The organism is Parvularcula maris (genome assembly GCF_024505085.1).
GTDB classification, from domain to species: Bacteria; Pseudomonadota; Alphaproteobacteria; order Caulobacterales; family Parvularculaceae; genus Parvularcula; species Parvularcula maris.
Genome location: NZ_JANIBC010000001.1, coordinates 397728 through 414299, shown reverse-complemented (window position 1 = coordinate 414299; position 16572 = coordinate 397728). Strand labels below are relative to the sequence as shown.

Here is a 16572-nt window from a genome sequence, read left to right as displayed (position 1 = left end):
GCGGCGCACAGCATTAACTCTTGCCCATCGCCCCCGCAGTGCTACGCGCCGCTCCATGACCGAGAAACCGCCGGAAAACACCGCCAAGACGGGACTGATCGCCGCCGTCCTCGCCTATGGCTGGTGGGGGGCGCTGCTGCCGGTCTTCCTGATCGCGCTCCGCGGCACCGCGCCGGAGGAGGTCCTGGCGCACCGGGTCCTCTGGTCGGTCCCCTTCGGCGCGGCGATCATCGCCTTCCGCTCGCAGTGGCCGGAGGTGGTGAGCGCGCTCAGAAACCTTCGCGTGGTGATGGCGCTGGCGGGCAGCTCGGCCATGATCGCCATCAACTGGCTTATCTACATCATCGCGGTCGACAACCGGAACCTCTTCGAGGCGGCGCTCGGCTACTATATCAACCCGCTGGTCTACGTGCTGGTGGGCGTCGTGGTGCTGCGGGAGAAGCTGAGCCGCGGCAAGCAGCTCGCCGTGCTTCTCGCCGCCATCGGGGTCACGGTGCTGACCTTCTACGGCGGCAAGTTCCCGGCGGTGGCGCTGGTCCTGGCCGTCACCTTCACCGCCTACGGCTACCTCAGGAAGCAGACCCCCGTCGGCGCGATGCCAGGCCTCTTCATCGAGACCCTGCTGCTTAGTCCCTTCGCTCTCGTCTATCTTCTCTGGGTCGATCCCTCGAAGCTCGCCTTCGGCGACGGCGCAGGCATCACCGCCATGCTGGTCGCGGCGGGGCCGGTCACCGTCTTCCCCCTTCTCTGCTTCGCCATCGCCGCAAGGCGGCTGTCGCTCAGCACGCTGGGCTTCATGCAGTTCATCGGCCCCACCCTGCAGTTCGTGGTGGGCCTGATCGACGGAGAGGACTTCAGCCGCCCCCATCAGATCTGCTTCGCCTTCATCTGGACGGCGGCAGCGGTCTTCGCCCTCGACGCGATACGGCAGGGCCAGGTCAGACGGCGGGAGAGAAGGGAAAGAGCGGCGGGGCACCTTGAGGGGGAACGAGGGGAGCGGCGCCCCGCCTAGAGTCGAAAACGACCCTCGCAAATCACATGGCAGACAGGAGCGAAAAAAGAACCCCGTGACAGGGTTACGTTTCGTTCAAGGGGTGTGAACCTCCACCTCAGTTCGCCTTCCGGTTGCAGAGTCGAGAACGATGATACGTTGCTGGTTAGTCGTTGTTTCGACAAGCAAAGTCAGAACGCCGTCATCGCTGGAGACGCTCACCACCCGCTCTCCCTCGCCCAGTTCAATCCTAGGTATGTCACGAACCTGCGTCTCACTTTCCCGCGTGACGAGCAAAGCGATCAGGAGCGCCGTGCCGCCGAGGAGCAGCACGCCCAGTCCTAGGGCCAGCCCCTTGGCGGCGGCGTGGCTAGGGGCAGGAGGCGCGGCAGGTTCGTTTTCCATCCGCGCCGTTTGACAGAAAGCCTCCCGCTTTGCACGGGGGGCCGATGAAAGAACCTATCGAGCTGAACGTCGAGGAGGGCGAGGGCGAGCGCATCGACCGCTGGGTTGCGGACCGCGCCGACCCCTCCCGCACGCAGGTCAAGAACCTCATCAAGGAGGGCGCCCTCACCGTCGGCGGCGAGGCCATGACGGACCCCACCCGCAAGGTGGCCCTCGGCGACGTCATCGCCCTCACCCCTCCCCCGGTGAAGGAGGCGGCGCCCGAGGCGCAGGACATCCCCCTCAATATCCTGTTCGAGGACGAGCACCTGATCGTCCTCGACAAGCCCGCAGGGCTGGTCGTGCATCCGGCGGCGGGGAACTGGGACGGCACGCTGGTCAACGCCCTCCTCCACCACTGCCGCGGCAGCCTCTCCGGGATTGGCGGGGTGGCGAGGCCGGGCATCGTCCACCGCCTCGACAAGGACACCTCCGGCGTGATGGTCGTAGCGAAGAACGACGAGGCCCACCGGGGGCTCCGGCGCCTCTTCTCCGTCCACGACATCGAGCGCGCCTATCTCGCCCTCTGCCACGCCGATCCGAGACCCGCTTCGGGCACGATCGACATCCCCATCGCCCGCTCGCGCAAGGACCGCCTCAAGCGCGAGGCCGATTGGAGCTTCGAGCGGCCCGACGCGAAGGAGGCCGTGACCCACTACAAGCGGCTGGAGGCCTACGGCGCGGGGCGCGGAAAAGTCGCAGGCGAGCCCGTCGCCAGCCTCGTCGAATGCCGCCTCGAGACTGGCCGCACCCACCAGATCCGCGTGCATATGAGCACCACCGGCCACCCGCTCATCGGCGACAGGCTCTACGGCAAGGCGGGCATTGCGGGGCTAGGCGGCGAGGAAGAAGCGGTGGTCACCGCCAGAGAAGCCGTCCGCGCCTTCAAGCGCCAGGCCCTGCACGCCCACACGCTCGGCTTCGAGCACCCGGTCACGGGGGAGGAGCTGAGCTTCACGACCGAGGCGCCTGAGGATTTCGCCTGGCTGCGGAAGTCGCTGCGGGCGCTTTAGCAATCTTCGTATGAGACCTATAAATTCGTATGAGACCTATAAAAGAGGCCCCGCCTTTTGGGGACGGGGCCTCTTCCATAGGGTTAGAGGTCGGTACCTACTTGCTGGGACCGCCAATCTTCTTTGGGCCGCGACCGTTTTTCGGTTCTACAATATAGGCGTTGGTGATGTACTGTCCGGTACGGTAGAAAGCCTCCGTCGCCGCACCGAACGCTGCCAGCGGGATGGTGATCGGCTCTCCGGTCGCGGTCGTATTCCCCAGGAAGACGTCAGCTGGAGCTTCCATCTGCAGTACGTAGGTGCCGGTCTCCGGTAGCTCTACATCGAGCATGAAGGCGTCGAAGCTTTCAAACTCATCAGAGTTGTAGGCCACCTCGGTTAGCGAACCATCGTCGTTCTTCAGGAAAAGCGTCAGCGCGGGGAAGATGACGTCGAAGTTGGGGAAGAACGAGCTTTCGACATCCGAGATCATCTCGGCGTTGAAGATCTGACCAGCCTTGGCATCGAAGGTCAGGGTATCGACCTCGCCGATGGTTTCGATCTCGCCTTCGACGACGATGTTGCGGACGTCGTAGCGCCCGTCCGCGTTGTCGCCCTCTTCGATCTGGCTGACGACTTGAAGCTTCTTCAGACCAGCCTTGCCGGCATTCGCCTGCTCGTCGGTGATGAAGCGGCCACGCTGGTTGATCGCGAGCTTGATCGTAGAGCGCTCCGAGAAGAAGCGGTCGCGGTTGGCCGAGTCCGCGAGGGTGGAACCCGCGCTCGCCCCGGAAACCATCACATGAAGCGTGCTCTCATCGGCGTTCTGGCCATGGGTGTAGTAGGGGAAGAACGAGGTCGGCTCGGGTTGACCGGTATTGGGCAGACCGCCGCCAACTGGACCCCAAGCGTCGTAATGGCGCAGACCGACACCGTGGCCGAGTTCGTGCGCACCCGTGTTGGCGGACTGGTTGATCACCGCCAAACGGACGGCTTCGTCCACCGGAAGGGCATCGGGACCGTCACTGAGAACACCCTGAACGTCGATACCGGAGTTGTTCTCCAGCAAGAAGCCGGATGGAAGACCGAGGAAAGGGTCGAGGGCGGTCAGGAACGGCCAGAGGTTGGCGTCATTGATCGCTACGACGGAGCGATCGTCATTACCAAAATCAATCTGGCCGGCAGAGCCGAAGAGAATGCCGCCGGAGGGAAGGACGCCAGCGGTACCGGCGCCGGGTGCATCGTTCGAGTTGAACTGCAGCTCGACATACTCACCCTCGGTCGGCCGCTCGAGCACGAACTCGTAGTTATACGGCGCGTAGTCGGCGGCGATGCGGTCACGTACCTCCTCTTTGTCTGCTTCGGTATACTCGAAATCAGGCAACGTCAGCGTGATGCCGAACAGACTGAACGTGTAGGTAGGGTCGCCAGGCTGGAAGTTCAGGTAGACGGTCTGGGGCGCATTGTTGCGCAGACCAAGACCGAGACCGATACCGTTGCCGGGTTTGCCGAACTGCTCAGGCGAGCCGCCCGCCGTGACCGGAGCCGTGCCCACACCTGCTGCGGCTGCGATGCTGCGTAGGTAGTCCATCGCCTGCTCCTTACTCTCGAAAGAGGGCAGGCCGCACTCGGTAACGCAGTCGTTGAGCACTTCAAGTTGGTACTGCGAAGCATCGACCCCGGTCTGCGCGAAAGCAGGCATAGAGACGCCAGCAAGCAGAACGGTGGAGATTGCCGTGTTTCTTGTTTTTTTCACAGACTCAGTTCCCATTCCCTAGCCCCTGACGGGCTGAATACATTGTCGCCCAAAAGATGTCAGGCAACCCGCACGCCGAACGTTCAATGAAGTTTCTCTCTGCCCGGCCCTTGCCGAAACGTTCGAGCAACGTAATCAATCTGTCAAGAAATAAGATAAAGTCACAAAAACTTTTCGCGCTGGAATAAGTGGCTACGATCAAGGGTTAAAAGTTTGTGTATGATGCTTGTTTGTGCCATGAAATCGTCGCCGTCCGACACGCTGGGCGAGGAGGCTGCGGCACTGGTTCATCAGCAAATCTAACGGGGACAGAATGAAGATCAAAACTAGCATGGCGATCGCCGCCGCGGTCGCGGCGCTCGCATCGACGGCCGGTGCTGAGACGCTCGAGAAGCTGACCTTCGCGGAGGCCGTCGACGCGGCCGACATCGCCGTCGTCGGCAAGGTCACAGGCAGCTCCATCGTCGAGAGCGACGGCCAGGTCTACACGGTCACCGAGTTCGACACCCAGGACACGGTCTTCGGTCAGGTCGGCGGGACGTTCTCCGTCCGCTTCCCCGGTGGCCGCCTTCAGAACACCCTCGTCCCGATGGGCGAAGTCGTGGCGGGCTCGCCCTCCTTCTTCGTCAACAGCGAGGCGCTGCTGCTGCTCGATCAGTCCGCTGACGGCCTGAACGTGGTCGGCTACAACCAAGGCATCTTCCCGGTCGTCACCGGCAAGGTCGCTCTGCCCAACGACAAGGGCGGCATGGTGAGCCTGGACAAGGCCAAGAGCGCCGTCGCGCGCGAAAAAGCCGACAAGTAATCTGACGATCAGGGTTAGGGACATCTTATGAAATATCTTCTTTCCACGACCGCCGTTCTGGCGGCGCTGGGCGCTTCGCACGCCCAAACCGGCAGGCAGCTCGACATCATCGCCGTGCCGACCGAGACGCAGGTCATCGACGGCACCGAGTTCGGCGTCGCTCCGATCGTCGGCATCTTCTGGGACGAGCGCTGCGCCTCCGTCGAGTACACCTACAACACTGCGGGCGCACCGAACGCAGCCTTCGGCGCCCCGATCAGCGCCGACGAGACCGTCGCCATCATTCAGACGGGCCTCGACCGCTGGAACGCCAACCCCGCCTCGTTCATCGAGCTGAACGTTACCGAGCAGCGTGATCTCGGCGACCGTCCCCGCGTGGCCGGTGACTTCATCAACGAGGTGACCTTCGTCACCGCTCCGGGCTTCGGGGCGCTGGCCAGCTCGCCTTCCACCTCCCTCTCGGCCGACAGCACCTTCAACGCTGGCGACGACCTCGACCTCGACGGCGACTCCGACGTCTTCGATCCGGCAGCCGAAGGCCGCAACACCTGCTTCGACGCGGATGGCGACGGTGACATCGAGTTCCCCGCAGGCGACTACAAGGCCGGCACCATCCTCGACAACGACGTCCAGTTCAGCAGCACCGTGCTCTGGGAGACCGAGCCCACCGCCAGCACCGCTGCGGACATCGACGCCGTCTCCACCCACGAGTTCGGCCACAGCCACGGCCTCAACCACGCCCTGATCAACCAGATCTCGGATGAGGACGGCACCAGCTCGACCATGTTCCCCTTCATCGACACCGGCGACCCCCAGGCCGAGCTGGCGACGCGGGAGCTGCACACAGATGATCTTGCCGTCTCGGCGTTCATCTACCCCGAAGGCTCGTCCCGCCGCGGCATCGCCGCCATCCAGCGCGGCGACAAGCGCTTCAACCGTGTCTACGACGTCATCCGCGGCGAAGTGACCGACGGCGAGGGCACCAACATTCTCGGCGCGGCGATCACCGCCACGAACCGCGAGGGTCGGCGCTCCAACATGACCTATAGCGGCCGTTCGGCTGCCTTCGAGCTTCCCGGTGTCGGCCTGTTCGCCTTCCCCGAGGGCGCACTCAGCGGCGAGTACGAGCTGGTGGTGGCACGCCGCCAGGCCTTCGCCCTGGACATGCAGGCCCTCGACGGCGACCCCGCCGCCGCTGGCAATATCAGCACCAACGCCATCATCGGCGACATTCTCGGTCAGACCAACTTCCCCGAAGAGGGCTGGAGCAGCTTCTTCGAGGATGACCGTGAGCTTCGTCCCGACCTCGACGGCGTCGTCTACTCTTCCGGCTATTTCAGCCAGAAAGTCGATTTCGTCCTCAACGAAGAGGGGCTGATCTCGAACAATGACGGCACGGTGAACTTCATCGGCACCGGTGCGATCTTCGGTGCCACGTCGCTCGGCTACGCAGAGGTGTTCGACGGCGAGGCCGTTCTTGCAGCCCTCGACGGCTCCACCGCCCTAGTCAGCGGCAACATTCGCACCGGCACGCTCGATGCGTCCCTCCCCGTCCAGTTCGACCGCCTGCGCCTGTCCGTCGGCCGGGTGAACGAGGAGACCGGCGCGCTGGAGGTCGTCAAGGACCTGCAAACCGTCAGGAAGAGCTTCGGCCAGGACAGTGACACCGCTCCGGTCGTCTTCAACAGCACGCTGTTCGCCACCTGGCAGGCCAAGTTCCTGCTCCAGGCGGACCCGACACTGGACCTCATCCTGATCGCCGAGGCCGATAACCTCGTCGCCGGCCCCTCGGGCTTCCCCCCGGCCTTCGTGGCCATCGACAACGAGACGGCACCGGGCAGCTCCTTCCTCTCGGTGGACGGCGCCGACTATGCACCCCTCGGCTCCGGCGTCTGGCTGATGGACATCGCCACCGTCTCCGCTGCCGAGTAAAGAGACACCAGCACTGCTGGAAACCATGAACGGCGGGCCTTCGGGTCCGCCGTTTTTCGTGCGTCGCTCTCCATCAGGGGTTCCATTCTCGCCGAAGCGTCACCATTTAGGCGGAGAGAACGAACATCGCTTTGTGTTGGGAGCACCAAAGCGACCAGCAACCATGACGAGAACAGAGCGGCGGGCATCTCCCGCTGCGGAAGGAACCGTAGGCGAACCCATGGCCGGAAACGCACTGACCACGACCAGCGGCGCCCCCCTCACCCCCGAGGGCGGCCTCAGCCGCTACCTGTCCGAGATCCGCAAGTTCCCCATGCTGGAGAAGGACGAGGAGTTCATGCTGGCCAAGCGCTTCTTGGAGCATGACGATCCCGAGGCCGCGCGCAGGCTCATCACCTCCCACCTCCGCCTCGTGGCCAAGATCGCTATGGGCTACCGCGGCTACGGCCTTCCCACCGGCGAGGTCATCTCCGAGGGCAATGTGGGCCTCATGCAGGCGGTGAAGAAGTTCGACCCGGATAAGGGCTTCCGCCTCTCGACCTACGCCATGTGGTGGATCAGGGCGGCGATCCAGGAGTACATCCTGCGCTCCTGGAGCCTCGTGAAGATCGGCACCACGGCGGCGCAGAAGAAGCTCTTCTTCAACCTGCGCAAGATCAAGGGCCAGATCGACGCCGTCGACGAGGGCGACCTCAAGCCTGCCGAAGTCGAGCACATCGCCACCAAGCTCGGCGTCACCCATGACGAGGTGGTGTCGATGAACCGCCGCATGGCGGGCGGCGACAACTCCCTCAACTCGCCCATGCGCGGCGACGGCGAGGGCACGGCGGAGTGGCAGGACTGGCTCGTCGACGAGAACGCGGTGAACGCGGAGAGTCAGCTTGCGAAGGATGACGAGTTCGACACCCGCATGGAGCTTCTCACCGAGGCCATGGGTTCGCTGAACGAGCGCGAGCAGCACATCCTGACCGAGCGGCGCCTCACCGAAGAGCCCAAGACCCTGGAGGAGCTCTCCGGCGAGTACGGCGTCAGCCGCGAGCGCATCCGCCAGATCGAGGTCCGCGCCTTCGAGAAGCTGCAGAAGGCGATGAAGAAGCTCGACAAGGAGATGCGCCAGGGCACGGTGCACTGACTGATCTCACGGCGCGCGGCGCCTCCGATGGGGCGGACCTGACCGGTCCGGACACCCGGTCGGGTGCCTTGCTTCGCTGTTCTTTTGCCTCACGCGCCAAGGCGCTCCGGCGGGGCGGCGCAGTGGCGCCGGGCACCCGGCCGGGTGCCTTCCCGCGGCATCGTCCAGCTTCGAAGGGTCTTTGCTACAGTGCGGCTTCCCTCCCCCCTTCAGGGGAAGGTGCCCGAAGGGCGGAGTGGGACTGTCCGCTAGCGAAGTCCTTGATGGCATCCATTGCCGTGGCCTTCTTCCCCTGAAGGGGAGGAGGGTCCGCTGATGACCGCGCAGCCTAGGCCGTAATCACGTTAGGCAGCTCGTCCCGCTTGTCTTCCCCTGCAGGCATGGTGCCGCTGAGAAGATCCGCTGTCTGATCGCTGGCAGCCTTCAGGCCGTCGACGAGTTTGCCGCTCTTGATGGCTGCCGCTAGGTCACCCGCGACCTTGCCCCAATCCTCCGCGCTCACCGCCTCTGCCGCTGCGTCGTCGGGTAGGATCTCCACTACATGCTCGGCCAAGGCCACGAAGATCAGCACGGCCGCGCGTTTCTCCGTGCGCCGTAGGCCGTGGGCGAAGAACTCGGCCCTCGCTCTGGCAGCGACGTCCTCGGCAACGCGCGAGCGTCCTACCAGAAAGCGTCCCGCCGACATGGCAGGCAACAGAAGGGCCAGCCCGACGAACAGCGCCAGTTGCGCGATCCAGATGACGAAGGCCGGAATGGCCGTGAACGGAAGAAGGGCTGCGGGCAGGGCGAGGGACGCGATGGCCGCCGCCATGATCTCCGCCGTGCGATAGTCGGTGGCGGAGCGCACTACCATGACGACGATCTCCGCACTGGTCCTGGCCTCGGCCGCGGCGACCGCCGCCTCCAGTTCAGCCCGTTCTTCGTCCGTGAACACCTCTACCATGAGCCCGATGCGCCTCCGCCGCCGAAACTGCCCCCGCCCCCTGAGAAACCGCCGCCAAAGCCGCCGCCCCCGCCGAAACCGCCGCCGCCTCGCCTGCCGCCGCCCGCCATCTGCGAGGCGATGATCCAGGCGAGGGCGTCCGCACCCGGATCGCCGTAGCGGCGGCGCCTGCGCCGATCGCTGTCGTAGAGGATGCGGCCGCGATGCTTCCTGCCGAAGAGTCTCGGCAGCACGAAGAGAACGACGAAGATGAGAAGCGGCCAGGGAAAGCTCCCCTCCCCTTCGGAGACAGGCCGCTCGCCCGCCCTCCGCCTGCGGTCCATCCACTCCGCTTCGTCACCCGACAGCACACCGACGATGCCGTCCACCCCCCTGATGGCGCCGCCGTCGAAGTCGCCGGAGCGGAAGGCGGGAAGGATGCCGCTCTGAATGATGAGCGAGGACTTCGCATCGGTGAGCTGCGGCTCCAGCCCGTAGCCCACCTCGATGCGGACCTCGCGCTCGTTCGGCGCGATGACCAGGAGGACGCCATTGTCGAGGTCGCGCCCTTCCTCATCCTCACCGACGCCGATGCCCCAGACGCGGCCTAGCTGGTAGCTGTAGGTCTGGATGTCCGAACCGCCGAGGTCGGGGACGGTCACCACCACCACCTGGTCCGAGGACTGGTCTTCCCAAGCCTGCAGCTTGGTGGTCAGAAGCGCCTCGGTCTGGGGGCTGAGGATGTTCGCCTCGTCCACCACCCGGCCCGTCAGCTTGGGCGCGTTCTCCTCCGTGACCACCTGCGCCGAGGCAGGCAGCACCAGGACAATCAGCGCGGCAAGGCCGATGAAGAACCGCACGGGAAGGATCAGCTATCCCGCCCGAACTCGACCCTGGGCGCGCTCTGCGCCTCGGCAGGCGCCTCGAAGGTGGCGGCGCGCTCGTAGGAGCCGTTGAAGATGGCCGCCACCCAGCGGTCGGGCAGCACCATGAACTCGCGGTTGTAGTCCTGGACCGTCGCGATGTAGTCGCGCCGCGCAATGGCGATGCGGTTCTCCGTGCCTTCGAGCTGCGACTGGAGCGCCAGGAAGTTCTGGTTCGATTTGAGATCGGGGTAGCGCTCCACCGTCACGAGAAGCCGCGACAGGGCGCCGGAGAGCTGCTCCTGCGCCGCTTGGAACTGCTGCACCTTGGCCGGATCGGTGAGGTCGTCCGCCGAAAGCTGGATCGAGGAGGCGCGGGAGCGGGCCTCGACCACCTCGCGCAGCACGTCCCGCTCCTGCTGGGCGAAGCCCTCGACGGTGTTGACCAGGTTGGGGATCAAATCCGCGCGGCGCTGGTACTGGTTCTGCACCTCCGACCAAGAGGCGTCGAGGTTGTTCTTCTTCTCCGGCACGTCGTTGATACCGCAAGCCGACAGCGTGACCGCCGCCAGCACCACCAAAACCATCCGCATGAAGCTCTCCCTTACCGGTGTGACATCTATCTAGGCGCTTCGCCCGTACATGCCAGAGGCAGCGGCAGAGCACGTCTTCTTCGGCGGGTCAGTGGCCCGAAGGCTCGTCGTCATGGCCGGTGCGGTTCGAGTAGAAGCTCGCCGCCATCAGGACCGAGGCGAGCACCACGGTCGCCACCACGCCCGCGCCCAGCTTGAGCAGAACGGACAGCCTGAACTCCATGAAGGCGGGCGGGGCGAAGACGACCACCGCCGTGATCGCCGCGAGCACCACGGCCACGGTCCAGACCACCATGGCCCGCGCCTTGCGAAAGGCGTCGCGCCTCTCATCGCTGGCGGCGGGGGCGTCTTCGGGCAGTTGGCTGTCGGTCATCGGGCCGGGTTACCCGTACTTCGCTTCAACCCTCAAGCGGCGAGGCGCTGCCCTCGAGTTCGTGAAGAAAGCTCATGGCCGCGTTGTCCCGGTGGAAGGCGTCGCTGGGGTTGAGGCCGAAACGGTGGACCAGGACGGCAGCGAGGTAGCTGACGAAGAGGCGCGAGTGGAAGTAGGCGTTGTGGATCAGCTCGGACTTCTCGAACTTGGTGGCCTGGGCCATCAGGTCGGCGCCCTCCCGGTCGAGAAGCTCGCCCGAGGACAGAAGCTCCCTCAGACGGGCGATGGCGTCGGTGGCGTCCTCCAGCGAGTGCTCCTGCATCTCGTCCTCCACCTCCTGGGGCAGGGTGCCGACCTGCTCCTGCTCGAAGTCGAGGCCGGGCGCCACATGCATGATCGTCTCGCCGAAGCCGTCATCGCCGAAGCTCTGTCCCTTGATCTGCTGCGCGACGAAGCTGGCGAGGTTCGGGGTGATGATGGCCGCGATGACGAAGGAGATCGCTGCCGAGAAACCCACAATGGCCAGGATCGGCACCACGTTCAGCGCCTCGGCGAGCTCCTGCACCATTCCTCCGCTGTTGGCGCCTGGAACATTGCGCTCGATCGCCGCTTCCGTGGGCGTGATCAGTAAGGACCGCATGCCCTGGTAGACCGTCTCGAGCAGCGGCGGGAACTGAAGCGCCGCCGCTTTCAGAAGCTGCGCCACGAAGAAGACCGCCACCAGAAGAAGGCTCAGAAAGGAGAACAGGCTGACGAAGACCGAGTGGGTCTTGATCAGTTTGGGCTTCAGGATCTTCACGCTGCGCAGGCCGTTGATCGCCTCGTCCCGCTCGTGGTTCAGCGCGACGTAGCAGTCCGAGTAGCTGCCGAAGAGGGTGTTCAGCCGAAAGAGATCCTGCCGCTTCGCGTTGCGGTAGCTGTAGGCGTAGAGGAGGAAGAGGATCAGGCTGGCGAACGCCACCTCCACCGAGACGAAAAACTGCCGCAGAAGCTGCACCCCGGTGAAGAGGTCGTCCGGCGTGCGCTGGTTGGCGAGGTCTCCGCCCTTCATACCCAGGAGCCCGATGGCGAAGAGCAGCATCAGCCTCCCCATCACGTCGAAACGGGAGAAGGGGTTCCTGTTCCAGCGGAAGCGGAACATGGGCGTGCCGATGGTGGCGATGCCCCGCAGCGCCGCGCAGGAGCGCTTGCCCTTCTGAAGGTAGAGCAGCAGCAGCGCCTGGATGGCCGCCGAGCCGCCATGGCTGTGGCCGATCACCAGGGGCGGCTCCTCCGAGCGGCCGATGACCTTGGCCAGCCGCGCGCCGGTCTTGCGGCGCTGCACCTCGGAGTTGGCCCCCGACCAGTGGAAGGGCTCGACGTCCAGGGGCTCCTGAATGAGGTTCTGCAGCAGCTTCTGAAAGGGCGAGCCGACCTGCCACCAGCTATCGCCGTGGTCGCTGTCGCGATGGGCGAACGTCCCATGCACCGTGATGACCTTGACCATGACTACCCAACCGCCCTGTGCCGCCTGGGGTAAAGATTAAGGCGAAGTTACTGTTTCGGCAAGCTGGTTGGGTGGGGGCAGTGTCTCGATTTGAGTTCAATTCAAGTGGTTTGCTTCGAAACCACCTCTTCCGCAGGCTGGGGAGAGGCGCTCGTTGCCAAACCTTTGAACTGAAACACCACCCTGTCCGGGCCTCCCTTGCCGCCCCGCCCGGCAGCCCCTAAGCGCGCCGCCGATGGGTACCTTCCTCCTCCCCGAAGAGTTCGACAGCCCTCAGGGACGAAGGGGCGCGGCGCGATCCTTATGGCTCGAGGACCACGGCTTCCTGCGCAAGGTCCACCGCAACGAGCACGAGATCGGCGGCGGGATGTGGCGCTCGGCCCAGCCCTCCCCCGGCGACATCGAGAGGCTGGCAGCGCGAGGCTTCCGCACCATCATCAACCTGCGCGGACTGCGCAACAACGAGCGCCAGCCCGGCTTCTGGCACCTGGAGCGCGAGGCGGCGGCGAAGCACGGGATCGAGCTCGTCGACCTGCGCGCCTACTCCCGCGAGGCGCCCAAGCCTCAGTTCATCGAGGAGATCGACCAGCTCTTTCGCACCATCGCCTATCCCGCGCTGATGCACTGCAAGTCCGGCGCGGACCGGGCAGGCCTCGGCGCGTTCCTCTACGCCTTCCTCAAACTGGGCCAGCCGCTGAGCGAGGCGCGAGAGCAGCTTTCCTTGCGCTACGGGCACATCAGGGGCGGCAAGACCGGCGTCCTCGACCACTTCATCGACACCTACGAGGCCGATGCGAGGGCAGACGGTACCCAGCCGAACCGCGAGCATTTCCTGGGCTGGGTCCACAGCCGCTACGACCGCGACGCCGTCAAGGCCAGCTTCGAACCCCAACCCCTGGGCAGCTTCCTTACCGAGACGCTGCTGCGCCGCGAGTAGGCGAACAGTGCACAGTGCTAGGCACCCTCTCAGTTCGAAAACCTAGCAAGTACCGCCTCCCTCTCCCGTTTACGGGAGAGGGACTGAGGGTGAGGGGGTTCTGAGCGCAGGTCGTGATGGCAAGCCTTGCAGAACGGCTTCGCCGAAACCCTAACCCAAAGCCTGCTACGCAGCCTTTGACCTCTCCCGCGGGCGGGAGAGGTGGGCGTCAAACAAACCTTGTGAATTGGATTCATCAGGACAACCACCCAGTGTCAGGTCGACTTGACACACTCCGGCGTGTCAGGATAACCTGACATCAGACTTGGAGGTCCACCATGCAGAAGAACCCGACCCGCAGCTACGTCATCCGCACCGTCCTGTTCATGGGCGGCTATGTCGCCATCATGGTGGCGCTCATCTTCGGAGCCTTTGACGATATTCGGGCGCCCGGCTCTTACGTCCTCGCCCTCGCGGTGACCGCGCCGGTGGTGGGGCAGCTCTGGGCGGTCTTGAGCCTGATGCGCCATGCCGACGAGTATGTGGCGGGCACCGTCGTCCGGCCCTTCATCGTGGGCGCCACCCTGGCCATCGCGGTCTTCACGGGGTGGGGGTTTCTGACGGAGTTCGCAGGCGTCGCCGCCGCCCCCGCCTGGCTGATCTACCCCCTCCTCTGGTTCTTCTACGGCATAGCTACGCCGGTCGTGAACACGAGCCGCTCGTGAGAACCACCCTGCGCGAAAGGCGGGAGGAGAAGGGCCTCACCCAGAAGGACCTCGGCGAACGCGTCGGGGTCTCGCGCCAGGCCATCAACGCGCTGGAGACCGGTAAACACAAGCCGTCCCTGGACCTTGCCTACCGGCTGGCGGCGGTCTTCGATTGCGAGACCGAGGCGCTCTTCAGCAATCCCTATCGCGGAAGCGCCGAAGAAGAGCCGAACCGTCCAAAAAGTTAGCGCTTCGCCAAGGAAAAGCGTTTACCATGTTCGGTGATGTCCCACTTTATCGACCGCCGCCTCAACCCCAAGGGTAAGTCGCTAGGAAACCGCCAGCGGTTCTTCCGAAGGGCCAAGGGGCAGATCAAGGAGGCGGTGAACCGCTCCTTGCGTGACCGCTCGGTCAAGGAGCTGGACAAGTCGGGCAAGATCTCGATCCCGGCGAAATCCACCGCCGAGCCGCGCTTCCGCCTCGACGGCGCTTCCGGGCGACGGCACCACGTGCACCCAGGCAACAAGGAGTTCACCACCGGCGACCGTTTGAGAAAGCCCCCCTCGGGCGGCGGGCGCGGCGGCAAGGATGCCTCGGACTCAGGGGACGGCGAGGACAGCTTCTCCTTCACCCTCACCCAGGAAGAGTTTCTCGACATCTTCTTCGAGGACCTGGAGCTGCCCAACCTCGTCAAAACCTCCCTCAAGGAGATGACGGCGTGGAAGTGGCGCCGGGCGGGCGTCACCGTGACCGGCGCGCCGACCAACCTCAACCTCGTCCGCACCATGAAGAACGCCCACGGGCGGCGCCTGGCGCTCAAACGCCCTTCGGGCGCGGAGATCAACGAGCTGAAGGAGCGCCTCTTCGCTCTCGAACGCATCGACCAGCCGGACGAAGATCAGCGGGCGGAGATCAAGGCCGTGCTCGCGAAGCTCGAAGAGCTCGAAGCACGCAGGCGGTGGGCGCCCTATATCGACCCGCTGGACGTGCGCTACAACGCCTTCGCGCCCCAGCCCGTGCCGACCACGGCGGCGGTCATGTTCTGCCTGATGGACGTCTCGGGCTCGATGGGCGAGCGCGAGAAGGACCTCGCCAAGCGCTTCTACATGCTTCTCTACCTTTTCCTGCAGAAGCGCTACGAGAAGGTGGATGTTGTCTTCATTCGGCACACGCACCATGCCGAGGAGGTGGACGAGGAGACCTTCTTCTACTCTCGCCAGTCGGGCGGCACGATCGTCAGCACCGCGATCGAAGTGATGCAGGACATCCAGCGCGACCGCTACCCGACGGACGACTGGAACATCTACGTCGCCCAGGCCTCGGACGGCTACACCCAGTCAGGCGACGCCCAGCGCTGCGTGCAGCTCCTCAATGAGGAAGTCCTGCCGATCCTTCAGTACTACGCCTATATCGAGATCCTGGACGAGCGCGAGATGGACGTGTTCAGCGACCCCGACGCAGGGGCGGAGCTCTGGCGCGCCTATCGCAGCATCCAGGACCCAAGATTTGCGCAGACGCGGATCGCACACCCCAGGGACATCTTCCCGGTGTTCCGTGAGCTGTTCAGCAAGGAGAAGAAGGGCGCGGCGGCTTAGACTAAGTTAGCGTTTACGCGGCATTGGACATGAATAGATGGTTGAAAGCGTCAATATAAGTTTGGTTCTTACTTTAGTAGCTGCGTTTTCCTTTGGTTTTGTTACTGCCTATATGGCTCGATCTCTGTTTACCTTCCGTGGAACGGTTATAATTCAGAGGTGGAATAATATTAGAGAAGAAATAACTCAAGAGCTCAAGGAGATAGATAGCGCTACTAAGGAGCCTGGTCTTTCCTCAGAGGATTTGCAGCGTATGCAAAAACGACTGGATGAGCTTCACGACGCACTCTCGCGTCTTGAAGAGTCCCCGATTAATCGGCTCAGCAAAAATGGCGTTACCCTCAAGGATATTGTTGATGGGTAAGGATAGCCGTGGAACAAATGACGCTCTAATCGTTGGCGGGGCAGCAGGAACCGGAATTACGGCCATACTTGTTCAGATTCCAGATGGAATAACAAAAACAATACTATTACTTATTACGCCCCCAGTATCTCAGCTACTAGGGCTTGCTTGGTCTTACCTGAAGATCAGGTTTGGTAACTGGCTTGCAGACCAGACTATTGAGGGTGAGAAAAAGCGTGCTCGCAAATCTGTTTCGACGCTTCGAGAAAACTCTGCTGATCCCGATACGATTGCCGAGGCTGAGTCGAAGCTGAATGGTTTGGAGCTGCTTACAATAGATCACTCAGCTGACCGGATCAAAGCTCTTTCTAGGACATAGACTGGTGACCGTTCCGCCCCGCATCCCCCGCGACCCGTCCGACAACACCACCCCCGAAGCCGCTAGCATCCGCGCCGAATTCATCCGTGAGCAAACCGGCGCCACCCTCACCACCTCAGGCTCCATCGACCCCGCTCTCCTCAAGGGCAACACGGAGAACTTTTTCGGTGTGGCGCAGGTCCTCATGGGCCTCGCAGGCCTTCTCCACATCAACGGAGAGCACGCCCAGGGCCATTTCTATATCCCCATGGCCACGACGCACGACGGACCGATCGGCGAGTTCCACGCTGAAGAGATCAGCTCCTAGAACCGCCTCCGCCGCCGCCCAGCCCAACCTTCCCCG

At 64.0% G+C, this 16572-nt stretch carries 19 protein-coding genes; 12 read left to right on the top strand and 7 right to left on the bottom strand.

What is annotated here, in order from left to right:
* Positions 1 to 55 precede the first annotated feature (55 nt).
* Positions 56 to 1012, top strand: coding sequence for an EamA family transporter RarD (gene rarD, locus NOG11_RS01980; RefSeq protein ID WP_256617952.1), 957 nt, complete (start codon positions 56 to 58; stop codon positions 1010 to 1012).
* 75 nt (positions 1013 to 1087) lie between these two features.
* Here rarD and NOG11_RS01975 read toward each other — a convergent pair whose 3' ends face one another.
* The gene (locus NOG11_RS01975) at positions 1088 to 1396 is read right to left on the bottom strand and encodes a DUF6476 family protein (RefSeq protein ID WP_256617951.1); all 309 of its coding nucleotides are present in this window, start codon (positions 1394 to 1396) and stop codon (positions 1088 to 1090) included.
* Between the two features lie 44 nt (positions 1397 to 1440).
* Between NOG11_RS01975 and NOG11_RS01970 the strand changes: the two genes are divergently transcribed.
* Positions 1441 to 2448, top strand: coding sequence for an RluA family pseudouridine synthase (locus NOG11_RS01970; protein ID WP_256617950.1), 1008 nt, complete (start codon positions 1441 to 1443; stop codon positions 2446 to 2448).
* A gap of 97 nt (positions 2449 to 2545) precedes the next feature.
* On the opposite strand, the gene NOG11_RS01965 is transcribed toward NOG11_RS01970, so the two are convergent.
* Entirely contained in the window at positions 2546 to 4129 is a 1584-nt protein-coding gene (locus NOG11_RS01965) for a hypothetical protein (RefSeq protein WP_256617949.1), read from the bottom strand.
* A 367-nt stretch (positions 4130 to 4496) separates the two neighbouring features.
* Between NOG11_RS01965 and NOG11_RS01960 the strand changes: the two genes are divergently transcribed.
* From NOG11_RS01960 to rpoH, 3 genes are all read left to right on the top strand, one after another.
* Entirely contained in the window at positions 4497 to 4988 is a 492-nt protein-coding gene (locus NOG11_RS01960) for a hypothetical protein (protein ID WP_256617948.1), read from the top strand.
* 27 nt (positions 4989 to 5015) lie between these two features.
* Complete coding sequence (locus NOG11_RS01955) at positions 5016 to 6920, top strand: matrixin family metalloprotease (protein WP_256617947.1); 1905 nt, start codon at positions 5016 to 5018, stop codon at positions 6918 to 6920.
* 220 nt (positions 6921 to 7140) lie between these two features.
* A complete protein-coding gene (gene rpoH / locus NOG11_RS01950) occupies positions 7141 to 8052 on the top strand; it encodes an RNA polymerase sigma factor RpoH (RefSeq protein ID WP_256617946.1) in 912 nt (303 codons plus the stop codon).
* 328 nt (positions 8053 to 8380) lie between these two features.
* On the opposite strand, the gene NOG11_RS01945 is transcribed toward rpoH, so the two are convergent.
* The 5 genes from NOG11_RS01945 to NOG11_RS01925 all read right to left on the bottom strand — a co-directional run bounded on the left by NOG11_RS01945 (position 8381) and on the right by NOG11_RS01925 (position 12289).
* Positions 8381 to 8995 (bottom strand): TPM domain-containing protein, encoded by a 615-nt coding sequence (locus tag NOG11_RS01945; RefSeq protein ID WP_256617945.1) that lies wholly within the window; start codon positions 8993 to 8995, stop codon positions 8381 to 8383.
* Positions 8989 to 9834, bottom strand: coding sequence for a TPM domain-containing protein (locus tag NOG11_RS01940; protein WP_256617944.1), 846 nt, complete (start codon positions 9832 to 9834; stop codon positions 8989 to 8991). Before NOG11_RS01940 ends, NOG11_RS01945 begins: the two co-directional genes overlap by 7 nt.
* 8 nt (positions 9835 to 9842) lie before the next feature.
* Positions 9843 to 10430, bottom strand: a complete 588-nt coding sequence (locus NOG11_RS01935; RefSeq protein ID WP_256617943.1) for a LemA family protein — start codon at positions 10428 to 10430, stop codon at positions 9843 to 9845.
* An 88-nt stretch (positions 10431 to 10518) separates the two neighbouring features.
* Entirely contained in the window at positions 10519 to 10803 is a 285-nt protein-coding gene (locus NOG11_RS01930; RefSeq protein ID WP_256617942.1) for a hypothetical protein, read from the bottom strand.
* 25 nt (positions 10804 to 10828) lie between these two features.
* Positions 10829 to 12289: a hypothetical protein gene (locus NOG11_RS01925; protein WP_256617941.1), complete on the bottom strand. Its 1461-nt coding sequence runs from the start codon at positions 12287 to 12289 to the stop codon at positions 10829 to 10831.
* 235 nt (positions 12290 to 12524) lie between these two features.
* On the opposite strand from NOG11_RS01925, the gene NOG11_RS01920 reads away from it, so the two are divergent.
* From NOG11_RS01920 to NOG11_RS01890, 7 genes are all read left to right on the top strand, one after another.
* Positions 12525 to 13226, top strand: coding sequence for a protein tyrosine phosphatase family protein (locus NOG11_RS01920; RefSeq protein ID WP_256617940.1), 702 nt, complete (start codon positions 12525 to 12527; stop codon positions 13224 to 13226).
* Between the two features lie 317 nt (positions 13227 to 13543).
* Positions 13544 to 13930 (top strand): hypothetical protein, encoded by a 387-nt coding sequence (locus tag NOG11_RS01915; RefSeq protein ID WP_256617939.1) that lies wholly within the window; start codon positions 13544 to 13546, stop codon positions 13928 to 13930.
* Positions 13927 to 14160 (top strand): helix-turn-helix transcriptional regulator, encoded by a 234-nt coding sequence (locus tag NOG11_RS01910; protein ID WP_256617938.1) that lies wholly within the window; start codon positions 13927 to 13929, stop codon positions 14158 to 14160. Before NOG11_RS01915 ends, NOG11_RS01910 begins: the two co-directional genes overlap by 4 nt.
* A gap of 36 nt (positions 14161 to 14196) precedes the next feature.
* Positions 14197 to 15507, top strand: a complete 1311-nt coding sequence (locus NOG11_RS01905; RefSeq protein WP_256617937.1) for a YeaH/YhbH family protein — start codon at positions 14197 to 14199, stop codon at positions 15505 to 15507.
* A 37-nt stretch (positions 15508 to 15544) separates the two neighbouring features.
* Positions 15545 to 15871 (top strand): hypothetical protein, encoded by a 327-nt coding sequence (locus tag NOG11_RS01900; protein WP_256617936.1) that lies wholly within the window; start codon positions 15545 to 15547, stop codon positions 15869 to 15871.
* Complete coding sequence (locus NOG11_RS01895) at positions 15864 to 16229, top strand: hypothetical protein (protein ID WP_256617935.1); 366 nt, start codon at positions 15864 to 15866, stop codon at positions 16227 to 16229. Before NOG11_RS01900 ends, NOG11_RS01895 begins: the two co-directional genes overlap by 8 nt.
* A gap of 4 nt (positions 16230 to 16233) precedes the next feature.
* The gene (locus NOG11_RS01890) at positions 16234 to 16536 is read left to right on the top strand and encodes a hydroxymethylglutaryl-coenzyme A reductase family protein (protein WP_256617934.1); all 303 of its coding nucleotides are present in this window, start codon (positions 16234 to 16236) and stop codon (positions 16534 to 16536) included.
* Positions 16537 to 16572: the final 36 nt, after the last annotated feature.